Below are 20,271 nucleotides of genomic sequence, written 5' to 3' on the forward strand. Positions count from 1 at the left end.
GCGCAAAACTTATAGGAGGGCCAGTTATGCAAAGGAAGTCGTTGGTTGAACTGCTCCAGCCTGTTAGACGCAGGTTGACAATGTTTACAGTGAGCCGTTATGCGCTGATAGGTTTACTTGGAAGCAGTGCTGCTGGCCTTTTGCTGCTTGGTGCAAGCAGGCTGTGGCCTATTCTGCATGTTCGACTGCTTGTGTTCATCATTGCTAGTTTAGGTTTCGTTGCTGGTGCGGGCATTGGATTATGGAAGCGTGCTTCCTTAAGGGAAGCAGCTAGAATGATGGATAAACAAGTAACTGAGGATGCGATATCGACAGCTCTTGATGGGTTAATGCGTGAAGAAAATCAGGCTCATCCGATCGTTATGATGCAGCGAGAAGTGGCAACAGAGGCTGCTGATAAATATGTGAGCGGATTACATTCTTCGCTGCCGTGGCCAGACTGGCGAAGCTGGCGTTTACTCATCTATAGCGCAGCTGCTGTATGGATCGTTTTGGCGATACTGCTATTCCTGCCTAATTCTCTTGACGAACGAGCGGAAGCGCTCGCAGTGGCTAAGGAAAGGCTTGTGGCGCTGGAGCAAGAAACGGAGAAGCTTACTGATCTCGCGGAGGCAGCAGAGCTGCCAGAGGATCAGAAGCAGGAGCTGCTTAAACCACTGAAGGAGCTTCGCAGCAAGCTCGATTCGCTGGGCAGCGATGGAATTGAGGCGCTAGAGCAGCTGGAGGCTGCGATTAACAAGCTGGAATTAGCAGCTGAAGCGGCGCAAAAAACGGCGAAGCGGTTGGAAGCTGCGGCGAATGCGATGAGCAATGAGCCAAGCCTGCGGCAGCTCGGCCAAGCTTTACAGGACCGAGACGCCGCAGGCATGCAGCAAGCGATCGACGCGATGCGATCGCAGCTGCACCAACTGTCGCCAGCGCAGCGTGAAGCGCTGGCGAGTGCACTTGAGCGGCTGGCGGCAGAGCAGCCGCAAGAGCAGAGCGCCGCACAGCTTGCTGCGGCGCTTGAACAGGCGGCGCAGCAGGCGCGCGCCGCAGGTGATGCCGGGGCGGACGGCGGAGCCGCCTCGGATGGCGAGAGCGCCGGCGATGCACTCGCGGCGCTTGAGAAAGCGCTCGCCCGCGAATTGTCGCAGGGCGAGCTGGAGCAGTTGGCCCGAGGTATGGCGGGCCAGCTCGGGCAAAGCGGGCAGCAGCTGGCACAGCAGCTTGCTGCGGAAGGCGCCGCGGGCGTAACGCCCGGCACTGGCTCTGGCTCTAATGCTGCATCCGGCACTGGCAATGGCACTGGATCTAGCTCTGGCTCTGGCTCTAGCTCTGGCTCTGGCTCTAGCTCTAGCACTGGCACTGGATCTAGCTCTGGAACTGGAACTGGCTCAGGTTCTGGCACTGGCACTGGATCTAGCTCTGGCACTGGATCTAGCTCTGGAACTGGAACTGGCTCAGGTTCTGGCTCTGGCTCCGGTTCTGGTTCTGGCACTGGCTCTGGTTCTGGTTCTGGTTCTGGTTCCGGATCTGGCTCTGGCTCCGGTTCTGGTTCTGGCACTGGCACTGGCTCTGGTTCTGGTTCTGGTTCTGGCACTGGCTCCGGCTCTGGACCAGGAGCTGGCACAGGAGCCGGCGGCAGAAATTTGATCACAACGCCTCGTACGATGCAAGGCTCCGGTAATGTGCAACAGGATGGTGGTCCTTCATCAGGGGGGCAGATTGTTAATGGCGGTCAATCCCCGATGATCGATGGAACGACACGTCCTTATGAGGATGTCTATAACGAATATGCAGCAGAAGCGAAGCAATCGCTAGGACGCTCTCAGCTGCCTGATAGTATGCAGGAGAAGGTTAAGCAATATTTTGATCAAATTCAACCGAACCGATAATGGAGATGATCCGATATGATTGAATCCAAAGCACAGTTAGATGAGGCAGCCGCGCGGATTGCTGCATTGAAAGAAGAGATTGGCCGTGTCATCGTCGGTCAGCAAGCCGTTGTGGAGCAGCTGCTCTGGTGTTTGTTTGCCGGGGGTCATGCCCTTCTCGAAGGAATACCAGGCCTTGGAAAAACGATGCTGATCCGCACTGTTGCGGATTGTATCTCTTTGCAGTTTTCTCGTATCCAATTTACGCCTGATTTAATGCCTTCGGATATTACGGGTACAACATTGATAGATTTTGGTACCCAAGGGGCAGCCGCACATCGGTTTCAAGCAGGGCCGATTTTCGGAAATTTAGTGCTCGCTGATGAAATCAATCGGGCGACGCCCAAAACACAAAGCGCATTGCTGGAAGCTATGCAAGAGGGTACGGTAACAGCAGGCGGGGAGACGCATCAGCTGCCAAAACCTTTTTTTGTGCTGGCTACCCAAAATCCGATAGAACAAGAGGGAACCTATCCGCTGCCTGAAGCGCAGCTTGATCGTTTTTTGCTCAAAATCGGAGTGGATTATCCAAGCCGCGAGGAGCTTAAACAAATCGTGCTCCGCACAACTTCAATTACTCAGCCCAAAGTATCGGTTGTTCTTTCCGCGGCTGAATTAATGGATCTGCAGATGTCCGCTAAACAGATTTTAGTCGCCGATGAGGTGCTTGATTTAGCGGTTAAGGTTGTTATGATGTCGCATGCTGACGAGCCTGACGCACCTGAAGAGGTGAAACGATACGTTCGATTCGGAGCGGGACCGCGTGCTGTTCAAGCCATTATCGCTGTAAGTAAAGTTAGAGCATTGTCAGCTGGAAGGCTGCATATTTCTTGGAATGACATTCGGCAAACGGCTTTGCCGGTGCTTCGGCATCGACTCGTGCTTAGCTATGAAGCACAAGCGATGGGCATGTCGAGCGACCAGATGTCCGAAGCGATTTTAACAGCTGTGGAGGCCGCGCGATGAGCGTGAGCAACGAATCAGCAAACTCATCACAGAATGGCTATTCTCCATCTGCCGGACTTTCGAATCAGGAAGCTTTAAAGCTATTATTTCCTAATCTATCTTTTCTAACGGAGCTTGAACGAATGCGTATTCGTGCAGGCAACCGCATCAAAGGCATGCTGGCAGGCAAAAGGCGCTCCAGCTCGCTTGGCGGATCGCAAGAATTTGCTGATTATCGGCCTTATTCATCCGGTGATGATATCCGCCGAATAGATTGGAATGTTTACGGCCGAACAGGCAAAGCGTTTATTCGGCAATATTGGGATGAACAAGAGCTGCAGGTTAGCCTCTACATCGATGTATCTCAATCCATGGCTTTTGGGCATTCAGATACAAACAAGCTTCCATATGCATTAAGACTAGCTGCATGTTTAGGGCATATCGCACTTTGCGGAGATGATCGAATATCGGTGCGTTTGTTTCGTGATACGATCATTAGAGAGCTGCAGCCGCTGCATGGGCGTGTTTCTTCATCAAAGCTTTTTCATTTTTTAGCAGATGCCATGCAGCAGCTGGAGAGGGATAGCGATTCTTCTTCCCCTGCCGAAACAAAATTCGTTAACATGGCAGCACCATTCCAGACGGCAGCTGCATTGCCGAGGCGTTCTGGTTCAGCGTGGGTACTTACAGATGCTATGTTTGAACAGGGAATCGAAGAGACTCTCATTTCGTTAACAGCAGCAGGTCAACAGGTTGTGCTGGTACATCTATTGTCGCCTGATGAGTTGAGCCCCGATTTGAGCGGAGAACTCAACCTAATTGACAGCGAGCTGGGGACGGGAAAGGAAGTAGCGATAGGTCAAAAGCTGCTTCAGGAATACCGCAGTGCGGTTGCAGGCTATCAAGATGAACTGAAGAGCATATGCGCAGCACGCGGCGCCTCTTATATTTTCGTGAATACTGGCGTTCCATTAGAGGAAACGGTTAGACACGCTTTTTTATCCTCGCATGTACTTAACAGCTAGTTCTAAATTTACTGCTTTATAAGGTTTTGGCATATGTACTTTCCTAGCTCTCTTTAAAGCATGATTAGAATGGATTGGAGGGTATTGGATGCAGTTTTTGTCCGTGGCATCGGCTTGGTTTGCATTTGCGTTGCCAGCTATCGCTGCCATGTATATCCTAAAGAGAACCTATAAGAACCAGCATATCGCTAGTCACCTTTTATGGAGACGGGTATTGCAGGAGCAGGAAGCGAATCGGCCATGGCAAAAGCTCCGCAGCCGCTGGCTTCTCATTTTGCAGCTGCTCGTTGCGATAATACTCGTTTTCGCTTTAATGGAGCCAATAGTCTTGAGGCAGGCAGCACCAGCTGGTCATGCTGTCCTCCTTATTGATCGTTCTGCAAGCATGTCGGCAAAAACAGGAGACATCAATCTTACTGCAAATACAAGCCTTGAATCAGCAATAGAAGCAGCAGAGATCTGGCTTGACAAACAATCAAGTGCTCGGTTGATTACGATTGTTGCCACAGGCGCGCAGCCTGAAGTGTTGACGAATCGCCAAAGAAACAAAGAGCAGATGAAACGACAACTGCAAGCGATAACTCCTTTTTATGGAAAAACAGATCATACCGCAGCCCTTTCGTTAGCAGATTCTTTGTTGCAAGAGGATTCAAATGGAGAGGTCGTAATTTTTACAGATGGCCAGTGGTCAGATGCTGCAGAAGCCAACAAGCTCAACCTGCATGCAAAAGTTGAGCGTGTAATCATAGGACAAGCGAGCTCTGACAGCAATGTATCGCTTTTATATTTTGGCATCAAAGCAGATTCGAACGATAACGGTAAAAGTGTGGGTATGATTACGATTCAAAATGACAGCAAGCGGGAGCAGACAGTAACGCTTGATGTATTCGCTGCAAATGATGAGAGTGACGTAAAAAAGCAGAATCTAGCTGCAAATCGAACCGTTATTGTTCCAGCAGGCGAGTGGGAAAGCGTGGAGATCGTCGATCTTCCTCCAGCCCTTTATTACAAGGCCAGAATTGAACAACGCATGGATGCTGTTGTCATTGATAACACGGCATTTCAATTCCCGACAATTCCAAGTGCTAGGCAAGCACTTCTCATTTCGGAAGGAAATTTGTTTCTGGAGAAAGCACTTCAGCTGGCAGGCGTACAAACGGTAAAAATAAGTCCAGACAGCGCCGTTCCAACAGGTGAGCAGGTTAATAAGCTGGATTGGATTATTTTGGATGGGATGAATGAACGGCTGATGGCCGACGCTGAATGGTCCCTGCTGCTTAATTCAAAGCCGCTATGGATGATTGATCATCCCGATCAATCGGGTGAAACAGCAAGCATTCCAACGAACACGAGAGTAGAGAAGAAGGAGCATCCCCTTACGACTTATATCACATTTGCTGATACGCATATTGGTCGAATGGAGAAGCCTGATGCTTCAGAACTCTCATGGGGAGAGCCGGTACTTAGCTATGGAGGAATTCCGGCAATTTATGCAGGCAAGGAGAATGGCAAGGCGAAGCTGCGCTTTACTTTTAATTTTCAAGATACAGATTTGCCGCTTCGGCCAGAGTTTCCGATTCTTATCCTTCAAGCTGCACAGTGGATGAGCGGCGGTTCTCACCTTGAGCTTGGTTCTGTCATTGTAGATCAGTTAATGGAAATTTCTCTACATACGAATACGGTCAAAGCGGTTTGGGAGGCGGTTGAGCTTACAGGAGGAGACTCCCGAGCTGAGCGTGCGCTGCTTCGTCAGTCAGCAGAGCTTGATTTGGATTCAGCTGGATTATATATCGCACCCTCCATTCCAGGGTTATACCGCCTCGTGGAAAGTGACAAAGAACAAATGGCTGTAAGCAGTCGGTTGCTCGCTGTCACAGTTGATCATGAGGAGCTTCAGAATAATGGAGCCGATGTAGGGGTGTTTTTGCCGAACGCAGCCTCTGAGCTCGCTCCAGCTCCCGGCATAGATCGTTCAACAGAAGAACAGCAGATATCATTGCAATTGTATTTTGCGATTCTATTGCTTTTCATAATGGCAGCTGAATGGGAGGTGTATCGCCGTGGGCTTTCAGGCTGAGTTCCCGCTCGCGTTTTTATTGCTGCTTCCTTGGCTTTTATATATCGTTTGGATGTTCAAAATGACCCTTCGACTTCGCGGCCGCAGAAAAATAATGTCTATTGTCACACGATCAACTATACTGTTACTCCTGATTGCAATTGCGGCTCAAGTCCAGCCGTTTATTGAGCGTGAGCAGCGCAGCCTCGTTTTTGTCGCTGACAGGTCAGAGAGCATGCGAGCCGATAAGCGTATAGGCAAGTGGATAAATGAGGCGTGGACTGCTAAAGAAGAAGCTGATCGGGGAGGAATCATTTCTTCTGGGTTGAATGCGGCAGTTGAACGGACGTTTACGGATAAGGGCTTATCAGTGGATGACGAGTTTAATTTCCAAGCGAATGTCAATCGGAACTATACCGATCTGTCACAGGGGCTTCAGTTAGCAGGAGCTATACTGCAAAAAGAAGGCGGAGGACGTATTGTTCTGCTCTCTGATGGTGCAGAAACTACAGGTGATGTGCTTCGACAAGCACGTATGCTCAAAAATGCAGGTATTTCAGTCGATGTGGTCCATATCAACACTTCGGTTGTAACGGACACCTCGATTGAAGAACTGAATGTACCGGCAGCTCTTAAGCAAGGGGAGACCTTTACCTTTGAGATTGCCATTAACAGTACATTTGCGGGTCAGGCGCAGCTGCGACTTTTTGCAGATGATACTGAGCTTTCTGTATCGGATATTCAGCTTGAAAGAGGCGGAAATCGTTATTCGCTGCAAAGTGTTGCACTGGACCCGGGCTTTCACCGTTTTAGAGCTGAAATATTTACGGCAGGCGATGAACAGCCGGCAAATAATACAGCACATGCCTTTAGCCGGGTAAGTGGTCCACCAAATGTATTAATTGTGGAAGGCGTCCAGGACTCCTCAGCTAACATAGAAGCTGCGCTGCAAGCTTCCGTCATCCGTTACGAGACGATCATGCCAGAGCAATTGTCGGTCGAGCTAGCACAATATGCAGCATATGACAGCATTATTTTGAATAATGTATCCGCTGCGCGAATAGCGGAGAAGCCGATGGAATGGATTGCAAAAGCCGTTAGCGATTATGGGGTAGGCTTGATGATGGTCGGAGGTGACGAAAGCTTTGGGCTTGGCGGTTATTTCAAAACGCCAGTTGAGCGTGCGTTGCCCGTATATATGGACTTGCAAGGAAGAAAACAAATTCCATCGCTAGGACTTGTACTCGTCATTGATCGATCTGGAAGCATGTCGGATGGCAAGCTTGACCTTGCGAAAGAAGCTGCCATGCGAACGATTGAGCTGCTGCGAGATACAGATACAGTAGGAGTAGTTGCGTTTGATTCTTCGCCTTGGTGGGTTGTAAAGCCGACGAAGCTTACTGATCGCCAAGCTGTCCTTGATCAAATCCAAAGCATTCAGCCTGAAGGAGGCACCGAAATATTTTCAGCGCTGAATGAAGGTTATGAAGGTTTAAATAAGCTTGACGCACAGCGCAAGCACATGATTTTGCTGACGGATGGTCAATCTTCAACGAATGCCAACTACAATACGATTACAGATGCAATGAATGAGAAAAAAATGACGCTGTCGACAGTTGCTGTAGGAGAAGGTGCCGATCAAAAACTGCTTGAGCAGTTGGCGAAAAATGCCAAAGGACGGTATTACTTTACGAAAGACGAAAGCACGCTTCCCGCTATTTTTAGCCGAGAGACCGTGATGATGTCTAGAACGTACGTCGTGGAGCAAACCTTCACCCCAAGTATCGGTAAAGCAGGAGAGTGGTCTTCCCTTTGGCGCAATGGATTGCCTGCAATCCATGCCTATATAGCAACTACGCCGAAAAAAACAGCTGAGATTGCATTATGGACACCCGAAGGCGATCCACTTCTCGCACGTTGGTCTTATGGTTCTGGAAGGGCAGTTGCATGGACAAGCGATTTAAGCGGAAAATGGTCAAGCCAATGGGTGCAATGGGCGGAACTTCCTAAAGTTTTCGTTGATTGGGTAAAATGGACGTTTCCCCAGTTTGAGCGTGCACCCTATTCCATTACTGCACAAGTGATTGGTAATGAAGCAAAGCTAACCGTTCATTCACAGGCGGAGGGAGTAGGGGCTGACAGCAAGCTTTCCGCAGGCATCCTGAATCAAGAGGGAGAAAGCGAACGGAAGCGGTTAATGCCAGTGGCACCTGGTGAATTTGAAACGAAGCTAACGGTTACTGAACCCGGTGTTTATTTGGCGCAGATTGGCCAAGGGGATAGTCATTCGTCTATTCAAAATGGGAATACGGCAGGATTTGTGATCCCTTATTCGCCAGAATATCGAATCGCAAATCAGGATGGATTAAAGCTGCTTGAACAGGTGGCCGCCACAACTACTGGAAGAATTTTAGATCCAACAGACCCAAAGCAAGCCTTCCAATTTGAACCTGATCGTACACGGCAAGTTTATAACTGGACACATAGCCTTCTCGTGGCAGCACTGCTGCTATGGCTGCTTGATATCGCCATTCGCAGATTGTCTATTTCATGGAATCGTGGCTTTCAGCTGCTTATCCAAACAATTCGTAGAAAAATGAAATTATCAATCGAGCGAGATAACGAAAGAGCTTTAAGTGACCATTCGTCAAGCTCTGTGAGTCGTTTAAAGGAAAGAAAGTCAGAAGCAGTCCGTTTTTATAGCGGAGATAACCCTCCACGAAATCGTGAAGAAAAAGGTCAATCGGGAGAGGCTTCGGGCAAACGAGACGATGAGAAAAAAGTGAACGTTTCTATTGCAAGGAACACGAGCTTACAAGTGCCAACCAAAGAGGTGGAGCGCGCGCAAGAAAATGATCCCCGTGTTGCAAGAGAACTAGATTCGAGTCGAGCTAATATGCAAGGCAAAGCAGATAACGGAGCCACGATCAATCGTCTGCTTGCAGCGAAAAACAGAAAGAAGCGTTAGTATACTACTATTAATGCGGAGGAGGTGCCCAATTGAACACAATAAAAAAAGAGCACCGAATGGAAAGTATTCGTTTTTTTGTCCAAGAATTGATTTCATCAATCAATAATGAGGCAAAAAAACAAGAAGCGTCTATTCATCTATTCGGCGTTGCTAGCTTGGCCTCCATGTTGGCAATGAAAAGAGGACAGGATGCCGAGCTCGCTTCAATCGCAGCATTGCTTCATCGATATTATGATTACAAAACCGGTATTAGTGAGTTTTCTGGTCTTAACAGTGCGGAGTCCGTACGACCTTTTATTCGGGATTTGGATCTGTTTACGAAGGAAGAGCAAAATACAATTCTTAGAGCGATCTTTTATTATGAAGACAGAAGCAGAAGCCAAGGGCCGTATGAAGAAATTTTAAAGGACGCCTATTTATTGCAATTGTATCTTCACCAGCCAAATCATTGTTTTGGTCAGGACGGGAAAAATAGGCTTGAAAAGGTATTAAATGAACTTATGATTCCTGCAAGTTTTGTTGGAGCGTTAATAAACTGTGATACTGGCGGGACGGATGAGCGTTCAACTACGCGCGAGCTGCTTGCTGACATCGCAGAGTCGCTTGCGGGTAAAGATATTATTGGCGTGCCTGGCGATGAAAGGTATAGAGAAATATGCCGATATTGGCCGGACTCTGATATCCATAAAGTGTTGAAAAATAGCTGGTGCGCTGCATTTGTTTATTATTGCTGCAAATTAGCCGGCTTTCGTCTCCCCATTCGTTACCCGAATGGTGTTTGTCGTTTCGCGGGTGTAGCTGCTTGGCTGGAATGGGCACAACTGCCTGAAACCGGTTTTTTTTATAAGGATGGGCAGAATGGATTTACACCTCAGCGAGGCGATAACGTCATTTACGATAAGCTGCTATCTGATGAGCCTCATGATCATATTGGCATTATTTTGAGTCGCGAGGATACTCAGATACTCGTAGCCGAGGGTAATCGAGACAATCATAACTACTCAGATGTTTTTTACAGGGAGAGACAACGCTTTATACTGGGATACATACGGATAAGCAATGACTACCAGTATGAATGGTGCGGCGAGTACATTCCAATTACTTAATGCTATTAATGATTAAGTAGGTTAATCAAGATAGACATGAGCTGGCCATAGCGTTACAATGCTTGTAAATGAAAATTTAAATGCAGCGCTTGAAGGGATGGGTAACATGTACTCAGAGATTACGACAGCCGAGTTAGAGAGCCAGTTGAAGGAAGGTAAAACCTTAAATCTAGTTGATGTTCGTGAAACAGAGGAGTGGCAAGAAGGCCATATTAAAGAAGCACGCAGCATCCCGCTTTCGGTGCTCCAAGAGCGGATTGATGAGTTTCAGCAAGGGGAAGAAGATATCATTATTATTTGTCGCAGCGGCGGCCGCAGCGGGAAAGCTTGTGATTACCTCGAATCTCAAGGTTATAAAGTTGTAAACGTAGCTGGCGGCATGCTTCAATGGCAAGGCGAAGTAGCTACTGGAGAATAATAGAATAATAGGTTTCTAAAAAAGCCCATTGCGGGCTTTTTTTATTTGCATATTCGAATGAAGGAATAGATCACCTGAGGTAAAAGTATCAAATGAATATATCTATTGTTTCTCTTGCTGCGATTAACGAAATCAAGCTATATTTAATCCGAATTATAGGGGGGCTTGATTATGTCGCACACGAAACCGAGCGTATCGATTCAAGAAGTGAATACGGTGCTGCAGCGTCACTTTGGAAGCGAAGCAAGCCATATTAAGGCTAATGAGGGCGGTAATTTCAGCAGCGTTTTTTTCTTCGAATGGGCAAATGAACCATATGTGATACGCTTCAATTCATCCAAGGAATCATTTCTGCAGGAAGAGACGATTTCAAATCTGCTTTCTTCACAAGAGCTGCCTTATCCGAAAGTTTGTGGTATCGGTGAAGAGCGGCATTTCTCCTATTGTATTTCAGAGCGAAAGCTTGGAATCGTACTGGCGGATTTGCAGGCCGAGCAAAAAATGGCCGTTGTCCCCGATTTGGTTCATGTCATTTCCAAGATGAATCAGGTTCAATTAGGACAAACAACAGGATATGGCCCGGTCGTCGACGGAAAAAATGGTCAATATGCGGATTGGGAGTCATTTGTAGCAGCGTTTTTTGCAGAGAATCAGGAGGGAACCTTTTGGGAAAACTGGCATGAGCTGTATCAGAAGACCTGTTTAGAGCGTGATGTTTTTGAAGAGATATATTCGAGGCTGATGGCATTTTGCAGCTATAACGGAGCGCATAGACATTTTGTTCATAATGATTGTCATGAGTGGAATATTATTTCTGATGGCAGCAGCATTACCGGAATTATAGATGCAGGGTTCATCTACGGGGACTTTATGATCGATATAGCGACGATAGAAGAAGCAGTACCTGGTATAGATTTGGGCGAAGCATTCCGTGTTCATTATGAGCATTTAGGCAAACCAATTGAAAACTTTAAAGAACGGCTTATTGGAGCACGATACTTTAAAGGTCTGGACGGTCTTCGTTTTTTTGCGAAAATGGGCTGGGATCATGCTTATATCGAGCTTCGCGATAAGCTGCTATCTCTCCCTAAAGGGTAAATCATTAGAATGCCTCTCTACACACGCAGAGACATTTGCACATATAATGAGAACACGCAACTGACAACATGCTGACGGTTTTTGTGCAGTTTGGATATATTTTTATCACCATTTGAGGTATCCTTAGAATCACATTGTTTTTTAGAAAAATACTTCAGGCATCATTGTCCATGAAGTAAAGGATTGGGTGATTGAAATGATTGTTATCAAGACGAATGAAGAAATAGCAAAGATGAAAAAAGCTGGTGAAATTTTAGCTGCTTGCCATAGGGAGCTGCGCACATTTATTCAAGCAGGCAAAACGACATTAGAGATTGATAAATTTGTCGAAGCTTTTTTGCAAAAGAATGGAGCAACTCCTGAACAAAAAGGATATCACGGCTACCCTTTTGCAACATGCGCCTCAGTTAATGATGTAATATGCCACGGTTTTCCAAGTGAGCGGGCATTAGTCGATGGTGATATCGTAACCATTGATATGGTAGTCAACCTAGACGGTTGGTTAGCAGATTCCGCTTGGTCTTATGCAGTCGGCAATATATCGGAAACATCGCAAAAGCTGCTTGATGTGACAAAGGAATCCATGTATAAAGGGATAGAGCAGGCTGTAGTGGGAAACAGAATCGGCGACATATCTCACGCGATTCAAGTTTTTGCTGAAGCACAAGGCTTCTCGGTTGTAAGAGATTTTATAGGTCACGGAATTGGTCAGAAAATGCATGAGGAGCCTCAAGTGCCTCATTATGGCCCGCCGAATCGTGGTACACGTCTAAAAGCCGGGATGGTTTTGACAATTGAGCCTATGCTTAATACTGGGAAATACCACAGCAAAATCGATGAAGACGGATGGACGGCTAGAACGATCGATGGCGGTTTATCTGCGCAATACGAGCACACGCTTGCTATTACAGAAAATGGTCCGATTATTTTAACCGAGCAATAGATGTAATAAATGAACAGACTATAGCAAATTAATATGGCCTAAAGGCCACTACTATAAATTTCATTGTACTTGGCCTGCGTGCCTGTTTGTTTCTAGTGGAACAACGGGTCACAGGCTTTTTTATTTTGTAGAACAAAATTCTAAGTTTAGAAACTGTCCCTAAAAGGGCGTGAGTGAGCGGACTTTTATCGATGCAGAAAGAACCTTCCAAATCACTGTGAAAGTGGAAATAAAGGTTCTTTTTTCGATCATTAATATATGTAAAACTTGGTTATGGATTCCGAAGTTAACTTTTTGGAACACCCTTCTTTTGAAACATTTTTTAATGACAGGTTACTTTTTTAATAGAAAGAGTGTCTTATTACATATCTGGTAGAAGTGAGGCTTCATGCATATTTCGGATAAACGCATCGATATTCAGATGAACATCTTGAAGAGAGGGATGAGCCATATTGAGCAAAAAAATGGGATATATGTTATTGGGTGTTTTCTCTTTGCTGCTTGTCATTTTTTTATTCAACTGGCTTAGAACAAATACTGACAATTTCGGAATGCTGCAGAGCTTCTCTGTGACGATTAATAATCAATCAGATTATGATATCGTTTCGGTTGAAACTGGAATTATTTCAAGCCTTGAAAAGCATAGCTATGCAAAAATAATTAAAGCTGGCGACACGGTTCGAATAAAACCGCAATTGAAATTAACAGGTGAAGGTGCCGTATACTTGAAATATACCGATGACAGGGGAATGACGAAGGAGACTGTTGCTTGCGGTTATACTGAATCCCTTTCTGGGAGCACGAAGTTAACCATTGATAATAATGGAGTTGCAGAAAATGAACAAAAGTGCATGTAAAACTTGTTGAACTCTCAAATGTGCAGGTTCCGTATTTACAATTTTTAATTAAACGTAATGATAATAATGGTTAAACCTTTTTTTCTCATTTGTGAGATAAGGGTCTTTTTTGTGCGGATAATTGCTGACTACGTTGGGTGGAACTCATCCCTTGTAAACTGTGAATCTGTGAATGAAGCCATAGCAGTCTTAATTGCAGCAGTGGAACTGTTTGAGAGCAAAGTAGAGAAAGCTGCTATTTCGAGTGCTAAAGCTGGATTGTTGAAATTCCAGGCTAAAGCCGTGGATAAGGCGAAGCAGGTCGCTTTCAAAATTTCTGCTGAGCAAGTACAAGCTGCGAAAACGGCAGGTATTTCTGAGGATAGGAAGCTTGAAGTACTTAAGAATATAAGTACAATTAATGGCATGGGCAATGGCAGCTTTGCACCAAATCAAACGGCAAGCCGTGCACAAGCAGCTGTTATTTTATATCAGTTGCTGAAAAATTTACGAAATAACTTCTATGAATTTCTATTAGAAATGAGTTAAAAAAGAGCCGATAAGATGTTTGTTGGGATATGAGTGCTGGACCCATTCGGGGGCCGCCCATATACAACTCTTCTTAACGGCTTTTGGTTTATTTTCCAACTAGAACGAAAACGTTGCCATCAGGGGCTTCGAATACAGCGACATGCCCAGACTCCGTAGCAAAGGGTGTTCTAATCCATTGAATTTCTTCATTTTTGCTTAACTCGTTGTGTGCTTCACGGACATCTTCAACCAGAATTTCAACTTCAGTAAATTTGTTGTCAGGATGATTGCTAAGAACAAGTTCAGAGCTGTCCTTCATTGGAAATTTTAGACCGATAATTTTCCAAACAAACCCATCCTCTAATGCTCGTTCTATTTTCCAGCTTTCTGTTAGACCCATCGCAGTGTAAAAGGCAAGAGATTTCTCAATTTCGATCGTGTGAATGCAAACGCACTCTAGTTTCTTAAACATCAGGTCCAACTCCTTTGTTATTAACAGGAACATATGTTCTATAAAAGATTCTGCTATTTTCCATATTGAAAAGCAACCATTAGCAGTATTATACTTTTTATGGATTGGGGGGAATGTAGGCATGCTTGAATTCTTGTATCACTACTATGATGAATCGACGGGTCCATTCCGCAATTTATCAGACTTAAATCCAGAGGAAGCAGATCGTGTTTTAAACGAAATCATTGTTCAAAATAAAGGCTTCGCCAGCAAACGGTCCGCGGATTATCTGAAAATTCGACGGAGTCTCGAATTAAAAGCAAGAGATTTATTTATAGATAAAGGCGGTATGCCCATTCGGAAGTTTCCCCATTATATGACTCTCGGGGAATGTCCATGGCTCTTAGAATGGTATCCAGCAGGTAAAGTACTGCAAGTTCCAATTTCGAATTTCGAGTCAAATACGATTAGTTTTACTTATGGAGATTTGTTTCCAACGATGAGGTTCCAAGACAGAAAGCCTTATCGAGGTCAGCTCTATACTATGAACGAGATCTTTGAAGTAATAAGAGAATTTGGATTGCCACAAGAATGGAATGCCAAGGGAGAAAGAGGACCAGAAAGATACATCGAAGTGCAAGTGTGGGATGATGAACCGTTGAACAAATGGAAGTTATAGTTCGAAAAATGCAGCGAGACTTGACACCGCCATACACTTCCTGTATAAATACTTCTAAGCATATGAGTTAGAAATAACAACATTAGCGATTGGGACAGTAGTCTAGGACCGATAGTTGCAGCGAGCCGGATTAGTGGAAGCCGGTACGGATGTCTTAGATGAAGCGGGCCCATGAAATGGTTTGCCGAAACGAACGAAGTTACTTAGTAGGCAAATCCGGTCAATGACCGTTACGAAAATGAGGGGTCAAGCTGCTTATCAGGCTTGGCACTTAGAGTGGTACCACGGGATCTTTATGGCTCTCGTCTCTTATTTTAGAGACGGGGGCCTTTTTTATTTTGATAATAGGAGGAATTACAATGATTCATAAGCTGATTATTGGAGCAATTGAAGAAATAACGCTAGGCATGCTGGAAGAGGGACGTACAGAGCGACCTGAAAATCTCAAAATTGCGGTCGAGCATCCCGTTAACTTAGCGCATGGCGATTATAGCAGCAATATTGCGATGCAGCTTGCTAGGCTTTTAAAACGTGCGCCTTCATTGATTGCAGACGACTTCAAACAAAAATTAATCAAGCATCCAAGTCTTTCCTCATCCATAAAAAGGATTGAAATTGCTTCACCTGGGTTTCTTAACTTTTATGTGAATTGGACTTGGTGGGCAGTCAATACAGATCAGCTATCTTCGCAGAAAACGACAGTTAACAAAAAAGTGCTTGTTGAGCATACATCTATCAATCCAAATAAATCAGCGCATATTGGTCATTTACGTAATTCCTGCGTAGGCGATACGATTGCGCGAATGCTGAGAAGGACGGGGCATCAGGTTGAGGTGCACAACTACATTGATGATCTAGGCAACCAATTAGCGGATACGGTGGTAGGCATTCTTCAGACAAAGACGGTGCTGCCTTATGAGCGTTTTGGAGATTTTTGCTGGGATACGTATTCAAGCATTAATCGAGCTTATAAAGAGCAGCCAGAATTGCTTGAACAACGTACCAAGGTTCTTGCAGAGCTGGAAGAAGGGCATTCGAATTTAGCATGGATGGGCTTGTTGGTCGCAGAAAGAATTGTACGCGAGCATGTCGAGGAAATGAAGCAGTTTGGCATCACGTATGATGTTCTGGTATGGGAAAGCAATATTGTGCGTGAAGGCTTCTGGGCTCGCGCGTTTGAACTGCTGCAGTCAACGGGAATATTCCGCAAGGAAACAGAAGGGAAGCTGAAGGGCTGTTATGTGCTGAAGCATTCTGATGAAAACGGAGAACAAGAGGAACAATCGGATTTCCACGCAGATAAAGTGCTCGTTCGCTCAAACGGAATTTTGACTTATACGGCTAAAGATATTGCTTACCATCTGTGGAAGTTTGGATTGCTAGATAACGATTTCCGTTACCAGAAGTTTTCTGATGGCCTGTGGTCAACGCATACGAGCGGTGTAAGGAAAAAAATCGGTCATGCGGATATGGTCATAAATGTAATTGATCAGCGCCAAGAGTATCCGCAGGCTATGGTTAAACAAGCATTGCTCGCTTTAGGTTTTCAGGAGCAAGCAGAGCAGTTAAAGCATGTCAGTTATGGTGTTGTCGCATTAAGCCCTAATACGGCAAATGGTTTAGGTATCGATACGTCAGATGGCAAGCATGCGTATGCGATGTCAGGCAGGCAAGGAATCGGCATAAAAATAGCGGATTTCTTAGTAAGAATGGAACAAATCATAGACGCAAAAAGATCCCGTAAAGGCGGCTTGGCAAGTCGTACGATAGCAGCAGCATCGATTCGTTATTACTTGCTTCGTTTTCATTTGCAAACAGAGGTTGTGTTTGATCTTGATCAAGCAACCGAAATATCCGGCAATACAGGTGTTTATCTGATGTATACGTATGCTCGCTCCAGCAGTATTTTGAAGAGAGCAGGCGACACTGAGTTTAACCCACAAGCTCTAGCTGAAATTAGCGATCTTGAGATGCAAGAGCATTCATTGCTGAGACAATTAGCTTATTGGCCAGAAACGCTGGAAACTGCCGCTTTGGAGCTGTCACCTAATCAGCTTTGTACGTATGTATATGAGCTTTCCGCATTGTTTAACCATTTCTACGCTACATGTCCTATTTTGAAGGCTGAAGGCTCAGCGAAAAGCTTGCGTATTTGGCTTACCGAGCGTTATAAGCAAACGATGCAGGATGCACTTCACATACTGGGGCTTCCAGCGCCAAATAGAATGTAAACAGATGTTCCAATCATGCAATTGGCTTGCCCGTCATATAGTTTAACGCAGAGGTACAGGCATTAACAGCGATGAACGAAGGGCGGGTGCTGCAAATGGAGCAGGTACATGATAATCAGGTAGAGGATAGCGACCTTACGATAGATTTTGCGGTTCAGGGCATGAGCTGTTCAGCTTGTGCGGCAAGAATAGAGAAAGCAGTCAGCAAAATGGATGGTGTTCAAATGGCTGCCGTCAGCTTTCCGCTTCGCACCGCTTGGGTGCAGTTTAAGCCTGAGCGGCTCGGAGCGAAACAAATTGCTGAGCGTGTCAAGCAATTAGGTTTTGAAGCGATGCTTAATGAGACAGCTAAAGAAGGCTTGCACAAGGAACATCGTATTTTGAAGCTGCGACTCATTGCTTCAGCAGTGCTTACGTTGCCGCTATTAACCGGGATGATGCAGCATTTGCCATTTTTAAGGCCGATGCTTGATTATTTGCCAGCTTGGCTCACTATTCCATGGCTGCAGCTCATCCTTGCGACGATTATTCAATTCGTTATAGGCTTGCCTTTTTATTTCGGTGCATATCATGCGGTACGCGAGCGAAGCGCCAATATGGATGTGCTTGTTGTCATTGGAACGACAGCCGCTTATTTGTACAGCCATTATGTGGTATTTCAGAACGGCTTGTTTCGGCCGCTCTCAGAGGTGGCTGCTCATGCACCGCCATTGTATTTTGAAACTTCTGCTGTCGTAATCACAGCTGTCCTGCTGGGTAAATACATTGAAGTTTCCGCCTCGCTGCGTGCGCAGCGCGGATCGGACGGCTTCGGCAAGCTGCAAAGTCAGACGGCGGCTGTTGAACGGGCAGGTGAAGTGTTACATATTCAGACCGAATTTGTTAGAGCGGGCGATATTGTTATCGTACAGGCTGGTGAAACGATTCCGGTCGATGGCATTGTATGCGGCGGTCACTCCGCAACCAACGAATCATTGCTAACAGGCGAGAGTCTGCCGATTGCAAAGCGGGAAGGCGATCAAGTGTGGGCGGGAACTTGGAATGAAAGCTCACAGCTTCGCATTCGTACGAAGGCGGCAGGCCATGATACAATGCTTAACCGCATACAGGAGCTTGTCCGTCAAGCACAACGCTCGAAATCAGCCATTCAGCGAAATGTAGATGCGGCTGCAAGCTGGTTTGTTCCTGTTATGCTTTTCTTCGCCGTAGCAACGATTTTTATGTGGGGATTATATCTTGAGCCGGGGAATTGGAGTCGAGCATTCATATGCGGCATTGCTGTTTTATTAGCAGCTTGTCCATGCGCGCTTGGTCTAGCCGCACCGATCTCACTTGTCATTGCAGCCAGCAGACTTGCGAAGCAAGGCATTATTACGAAGGAAGCGGGTGCGCTAGAACGTTTGGCAAGTATACAAACGATCATTTTTGATAAAACAGGAACATTAACGGAAGGCAAGCCTCATATAAGTGCTTCACTAGCTATTAAAGGAAGCCGTAATGCTTTGCTGAGATTAGCGGCAGCTGCTGAAGCGGACTCCACACATCCGCTTTCAAGAGCAATTGAGAAGGAGGCGGTCAGACTAGGGCTTATTATTCCAGCTTCTAGTCATCATGTTTTCACGCCAGGCGGAGGCGTTGAAGCGATAATTGAGGAGCAGCGCTTCGCTATCGGGAACGCTCGTTTTGCAGCAGAACGCCAATGGACTATGAGCGTCGATATCATTGCTTTCGCAAGGCAGCGCGAGGATTTTGGAGAAACCGTGCTATATGCAGCAATAGACGATCAGATTGCTGGTGCAATCGCATTTAGCGATAAGATAAAGGAAAACGCGAGAGAGACAGTGAAAGAGCTTAAAAATTTAGGGGTTTCCGCTGTTCTAGCGACAGGTGATCACAAGGCGCCGGCATTTGCTGCTGCAAAAGCGGTTGGCATTACAAGCATCCATGCTTCCATGCTTCCCGAGGGCAAGCTGGCACTGGTGGAGCAGTTAAAGCGTCGCGGCAAACGAGTCGCAATGGCAGGGGATGGATGGAATGACGCACCGGCATTAGCCGCAGCCGATGTTGGCTTAGCAATGGGTGAAGGAACAGATGCAGCGCTTAGCGCAGGCCATATGACGCTGCTTTTCTCTCGTCTGCACGCCATTCCAGAAGCGATTCGAATTAGCCGATTAACGATTCGAAATGTGCGTCAAAATCTAACCTTTGCTTTCCTATACAATGTTATCGTCATCCCTTTTGCTGCTTTTGGTTTGCTTGAGCCTTGGATGGCTGGAACAGCGATGGCGCTAAGCTCTGTTTCTGTTGTAAGCAATGCGCTTCGGCTTTCTGGTCAGTTGCAAAGCAAGAGCCGGGTTGGTGCAATAAGATGACGCTGACTTGGCAACTGATTGGATTCATTATTTTAACAGGCTTATTCAGCGCACCTCATTGCATTGGTATGTGCGGGGGGATTGTATCAACCGTCTCATTAAACTCCTCAGCGCCAGTCAAAAAATCAATGCTTCTATATAATACAGGTCGCATTCTCTCTTATTCCTTATTAGGGGCTGTAATGGGAACAGTAGGTTCTTTTGTGGATGTCGCAGGTAAATTTGCAGGGGTTCAAGGATTGGCATCCATTATTGGCGGCTGTTTCTTGCTGCTCTGGCTTTGGCGGAGATTTCAGCTGCCGCTCATGAACCGATTGTCTAGCTTTCTGCACAAACGGTTAGTAGTCGGTACTTCTCGCTCTGCTAAGCAGGAAACGTTCCATTTGCTGGCAACTGGAATAGCCTTCGGATTTTTGCCGTGCGGCTTAACTTATGCGATGCAGATGACGGCAGCCTCCACTGGTTCAGGACTTGAAGGCGCGGCTGTCATGGCCTTGTTTGGGCTATCGACTTTCCCTGCTTTAGCGGCAGCCGCGTCCATTGCTGCTTTTGCCAATAAGAAATGGCGGCGATTTATGCGTAAAGCAAGTGTAGTCACGGCGATTGCTGTGGGTGTCATCTCAATTTTGCGCGGTCTTGCGGTGAATGGTGTCATACCGTCGATTAATCCATGGCTTTGGTAAATTGCTAATA

At 46.1% G+C, this 20,271-nt stretch carries 16 protein-coding genes and 1 other annotated feature; of the genes, 15 read left to right on the forward strand and 1 reads right to left on the reverse strand.

Annotated features, from left to right (window positions below; genetic code table 11):
• Nucleotides 1-26 precede the first annotated feature (26 nt).
• The 11 genes from AC0VYE_RS16115 (at nt 27) to AC0VYE_RS16165 (ending at nt 13,863) form a co-directional block, all read left to right on the forward strand.
• Nucleotides 27-1,877, forward strand: coding sequence for a hypothetical protein (locus AC0VYE_RS16115; RefSeq protein WP_475449117.1), 1,851 nt, complete (start codon nt 27-29; stop codon nt 1,875-1,877).
• 15 nt (nt 1,878-1,892) lie between these two features.
• Complete coding sequence (locus tag AC0VYE_RS16120) at nt 1,893-2,882, forward strand: AAA family ATPase (protein ID WP_475449119.1); 990 nt, start codon at nt 1,893-1,895, stop codon at nt 2,880-2,882.
• Nucleotides 2,879-3,886 (forward strand): DUF58 domain-containing protein, encoded by a 1,008-nt coding sequence (locus tag AC0VYE_RS16125; protein ID WP_475449121.1) that lies wholly within the window; start codon nt 2,879-2,881, stop codon nt 3,884-3,886. Before AC0VYE_RS16120 ends, AC0VYE_RS16125 begins: the two co-directional genes overlap by 4 nt.
• Before the next feature lie 88 nt (nt 3,887-3,974).
• Nucleotides 3,975-5,963: a vWA domain-containing protein gene (locus AC0VYE_RS16130; protein WP_475449122.1), complete on the forward strand. Its 1,989-nt coding sequence runs from the start codon at nt 3,975-3,977 to the stop codon at nt 5,961-5,963.
• Nucleotides 5,947-8,910 carry a VWA domain-containing protein gene (locus AC0VYE_RS16135; protein WP_475449124.1) on the forward strand — a complete coding sequence of 988 codons (2,964 nt, stop codon included), beginning with the start codon at nt 5,947-5,949 and terminating at the stop codon, nt 8,908-8,910. Before AC0VYE_RS16130 ends, AC0VYE_RS16135 begins: the two co-directional genes overlap by 17 nt.
• 32 nt (nt 8,911-8,942) lie before the next feature.
• Nucleotides 8,943-10,019 (forward strand): CHAP domain-containing protein, encoded by a 1,077-nt coding sequence (locus AC0VYE_RS16140; RefSeq protein ID WP_475449125.1) that lies wholly within the window; start codon nt 8,943-8,945, stop codon nt 10,017-10,019.
• A gap of 106 nt (nt 10,020-10,125) precedes the next feature.
• Nucleotides 10,126-10,437, forward strand: coding sequence for a rhodanese-like domain-containing protein (locus AC0VYE_RS16145; protein WP_076269386.1), 312 nt, complete (start codon nt 10,126-10,128; stop codon nt 10,435-10,437).
• 171 nt (nt 10,438-10,608) lie between these two features.
• Nucleotides 10,609-11,535 carry an aminoglycoside phosphotransferase family protein gene (locus AC0VYE_RS16150; protein ID WP_475449127.1) on the forward strand — a complete coding sequence of 309 codons (927 nt, stop codon included), beginning with the start codon at nt 10,609-10,611 and terminating at the stop codon, nt 11,533-11,535.
• A 196-nt stretch (nt 11,536-11,731) separates the two neighbouring features.
• Entirely contained in the window at nt 11,732-12,478 is a 747-nt protein-coding gene (map, locus tag AC0VYE_RS16155; protein ID WP_475449129.1) for a type I methionyl aminopeptidase, read from the forward strand.
• 452 nt (nt 12,479-12,930) lie between these two features.
• Complete coding sequence (locus tag AC0VYE_RS16160; protein ID WP_076269263.1) at nt 12,931-13,335, forward strand: hypothetical protein; 405 nt, start codon at nt 12,931-12,933, stop codon at nt 13,333-13,335.
• Nucleotides 13,336-13,446: 111 nt separating this feature from the next.
• Complete coding sequence (locus AC0VYE_RS16165; protein ID WP_475449131.1) at nt 13,447-13,863, forward strand: S-layer homology domain-containing protein; 417 nt, start codon at nt 13,447-13,449, stop codon at nt 13,861-13,863.
• A gap of 88 nt (nt 13,864-13,951) precedes the next feature.
• Here the strand turns inward: AC0VYE_RS16165 and AC0VYE_RS16170 are convergent, their stop codons facing one another.
• Nucleotides 13,952-14,317, reverse strand: a complete 366-nt coding sequence (locus AC0VYE_RS16170; protein WP_339209049.1) for a VOC family protein — start codon at nt 14,315-14,317, stop codon at nt 13,952-13,954.
• 121 nt (nt 14,318-14,438) lie between these two features.
• Between AC0VYE_RS16170 and AC0VYE_RS16175 the strand changes: the two genes are divergently transcribed.
• The 4 genes from AC0VYE_RS16175 to AC0VYE_RS16190 all read left to right on the forward strand — a co-directional run bounded on the left by AC0VYE_RS16175 (nt 14,439) and on the right by AC0VYE_RS16190 (nt 20,261).
• A complete protein-coding gene (locus AC0VYE_RS16175; RefSeq protein ID WP_475449134.1) occupies nt 14,439-14,975 on the forward strand; it encodes a hypothetical protein in 537 nt (178 codons plus the stop codon).
• Between the two features lie 76 nt (nt 14,976-15,051).
• Nucleotides 15,052-15,288 (forward strand) — a binding site (T-box leader).
• A 46-nt stretch (nt 15,289-15,334) separates the two neighbouring features.
• Entirely contained in the window at nt 15,335-17,206 is a 1,872-nt protein-coding gene (locus tag AC0VYE_RS16180) for an arginine--tRNA ligase (RefSeq protein ID WP_475449136.1), read from the forward strand.
• A 95-nt stretch (nt 17,207-17,301) separates the two neighbouring features.
• Nucleotides 17,302-19,578 carry a heavy metal translocating P-type ATPase gene (locus AC0VYE_RS16185; protein ID WP_475449138.1) on the forward strand — a complete coding sequence of 759 codons (2,277 nt, stop codon included), beginning with the start codon at nt 17,302-17,304 and terminating at the stop codon, nt 19,576-19,578.
• Nucleotides 19,575-20,261 carry a sulfite exporter TauE/SafE family protein gene (locus AC0VYE_RS16190; RefSeq protein ID WP_475449140.1) on the forward strand — a complete coding sequence of 229 codons (687 nt, stop codon included), beginning with the start codon at nt 19,575-19,577 and terminating at the stop codon, nt 20,259-20,261. Before AC0VYE_RS16185 ends, AC0VYE_RS16190 begins: the two co-directional genes overlap by 4 nt.
• The last annotated feature ends 10 nt before the right edge of the window (nt 20,262-20,271 follow it).

Source organism: Pristimantibacillus sp. Z349TD_6 (genome assembly GCF_056173205.1).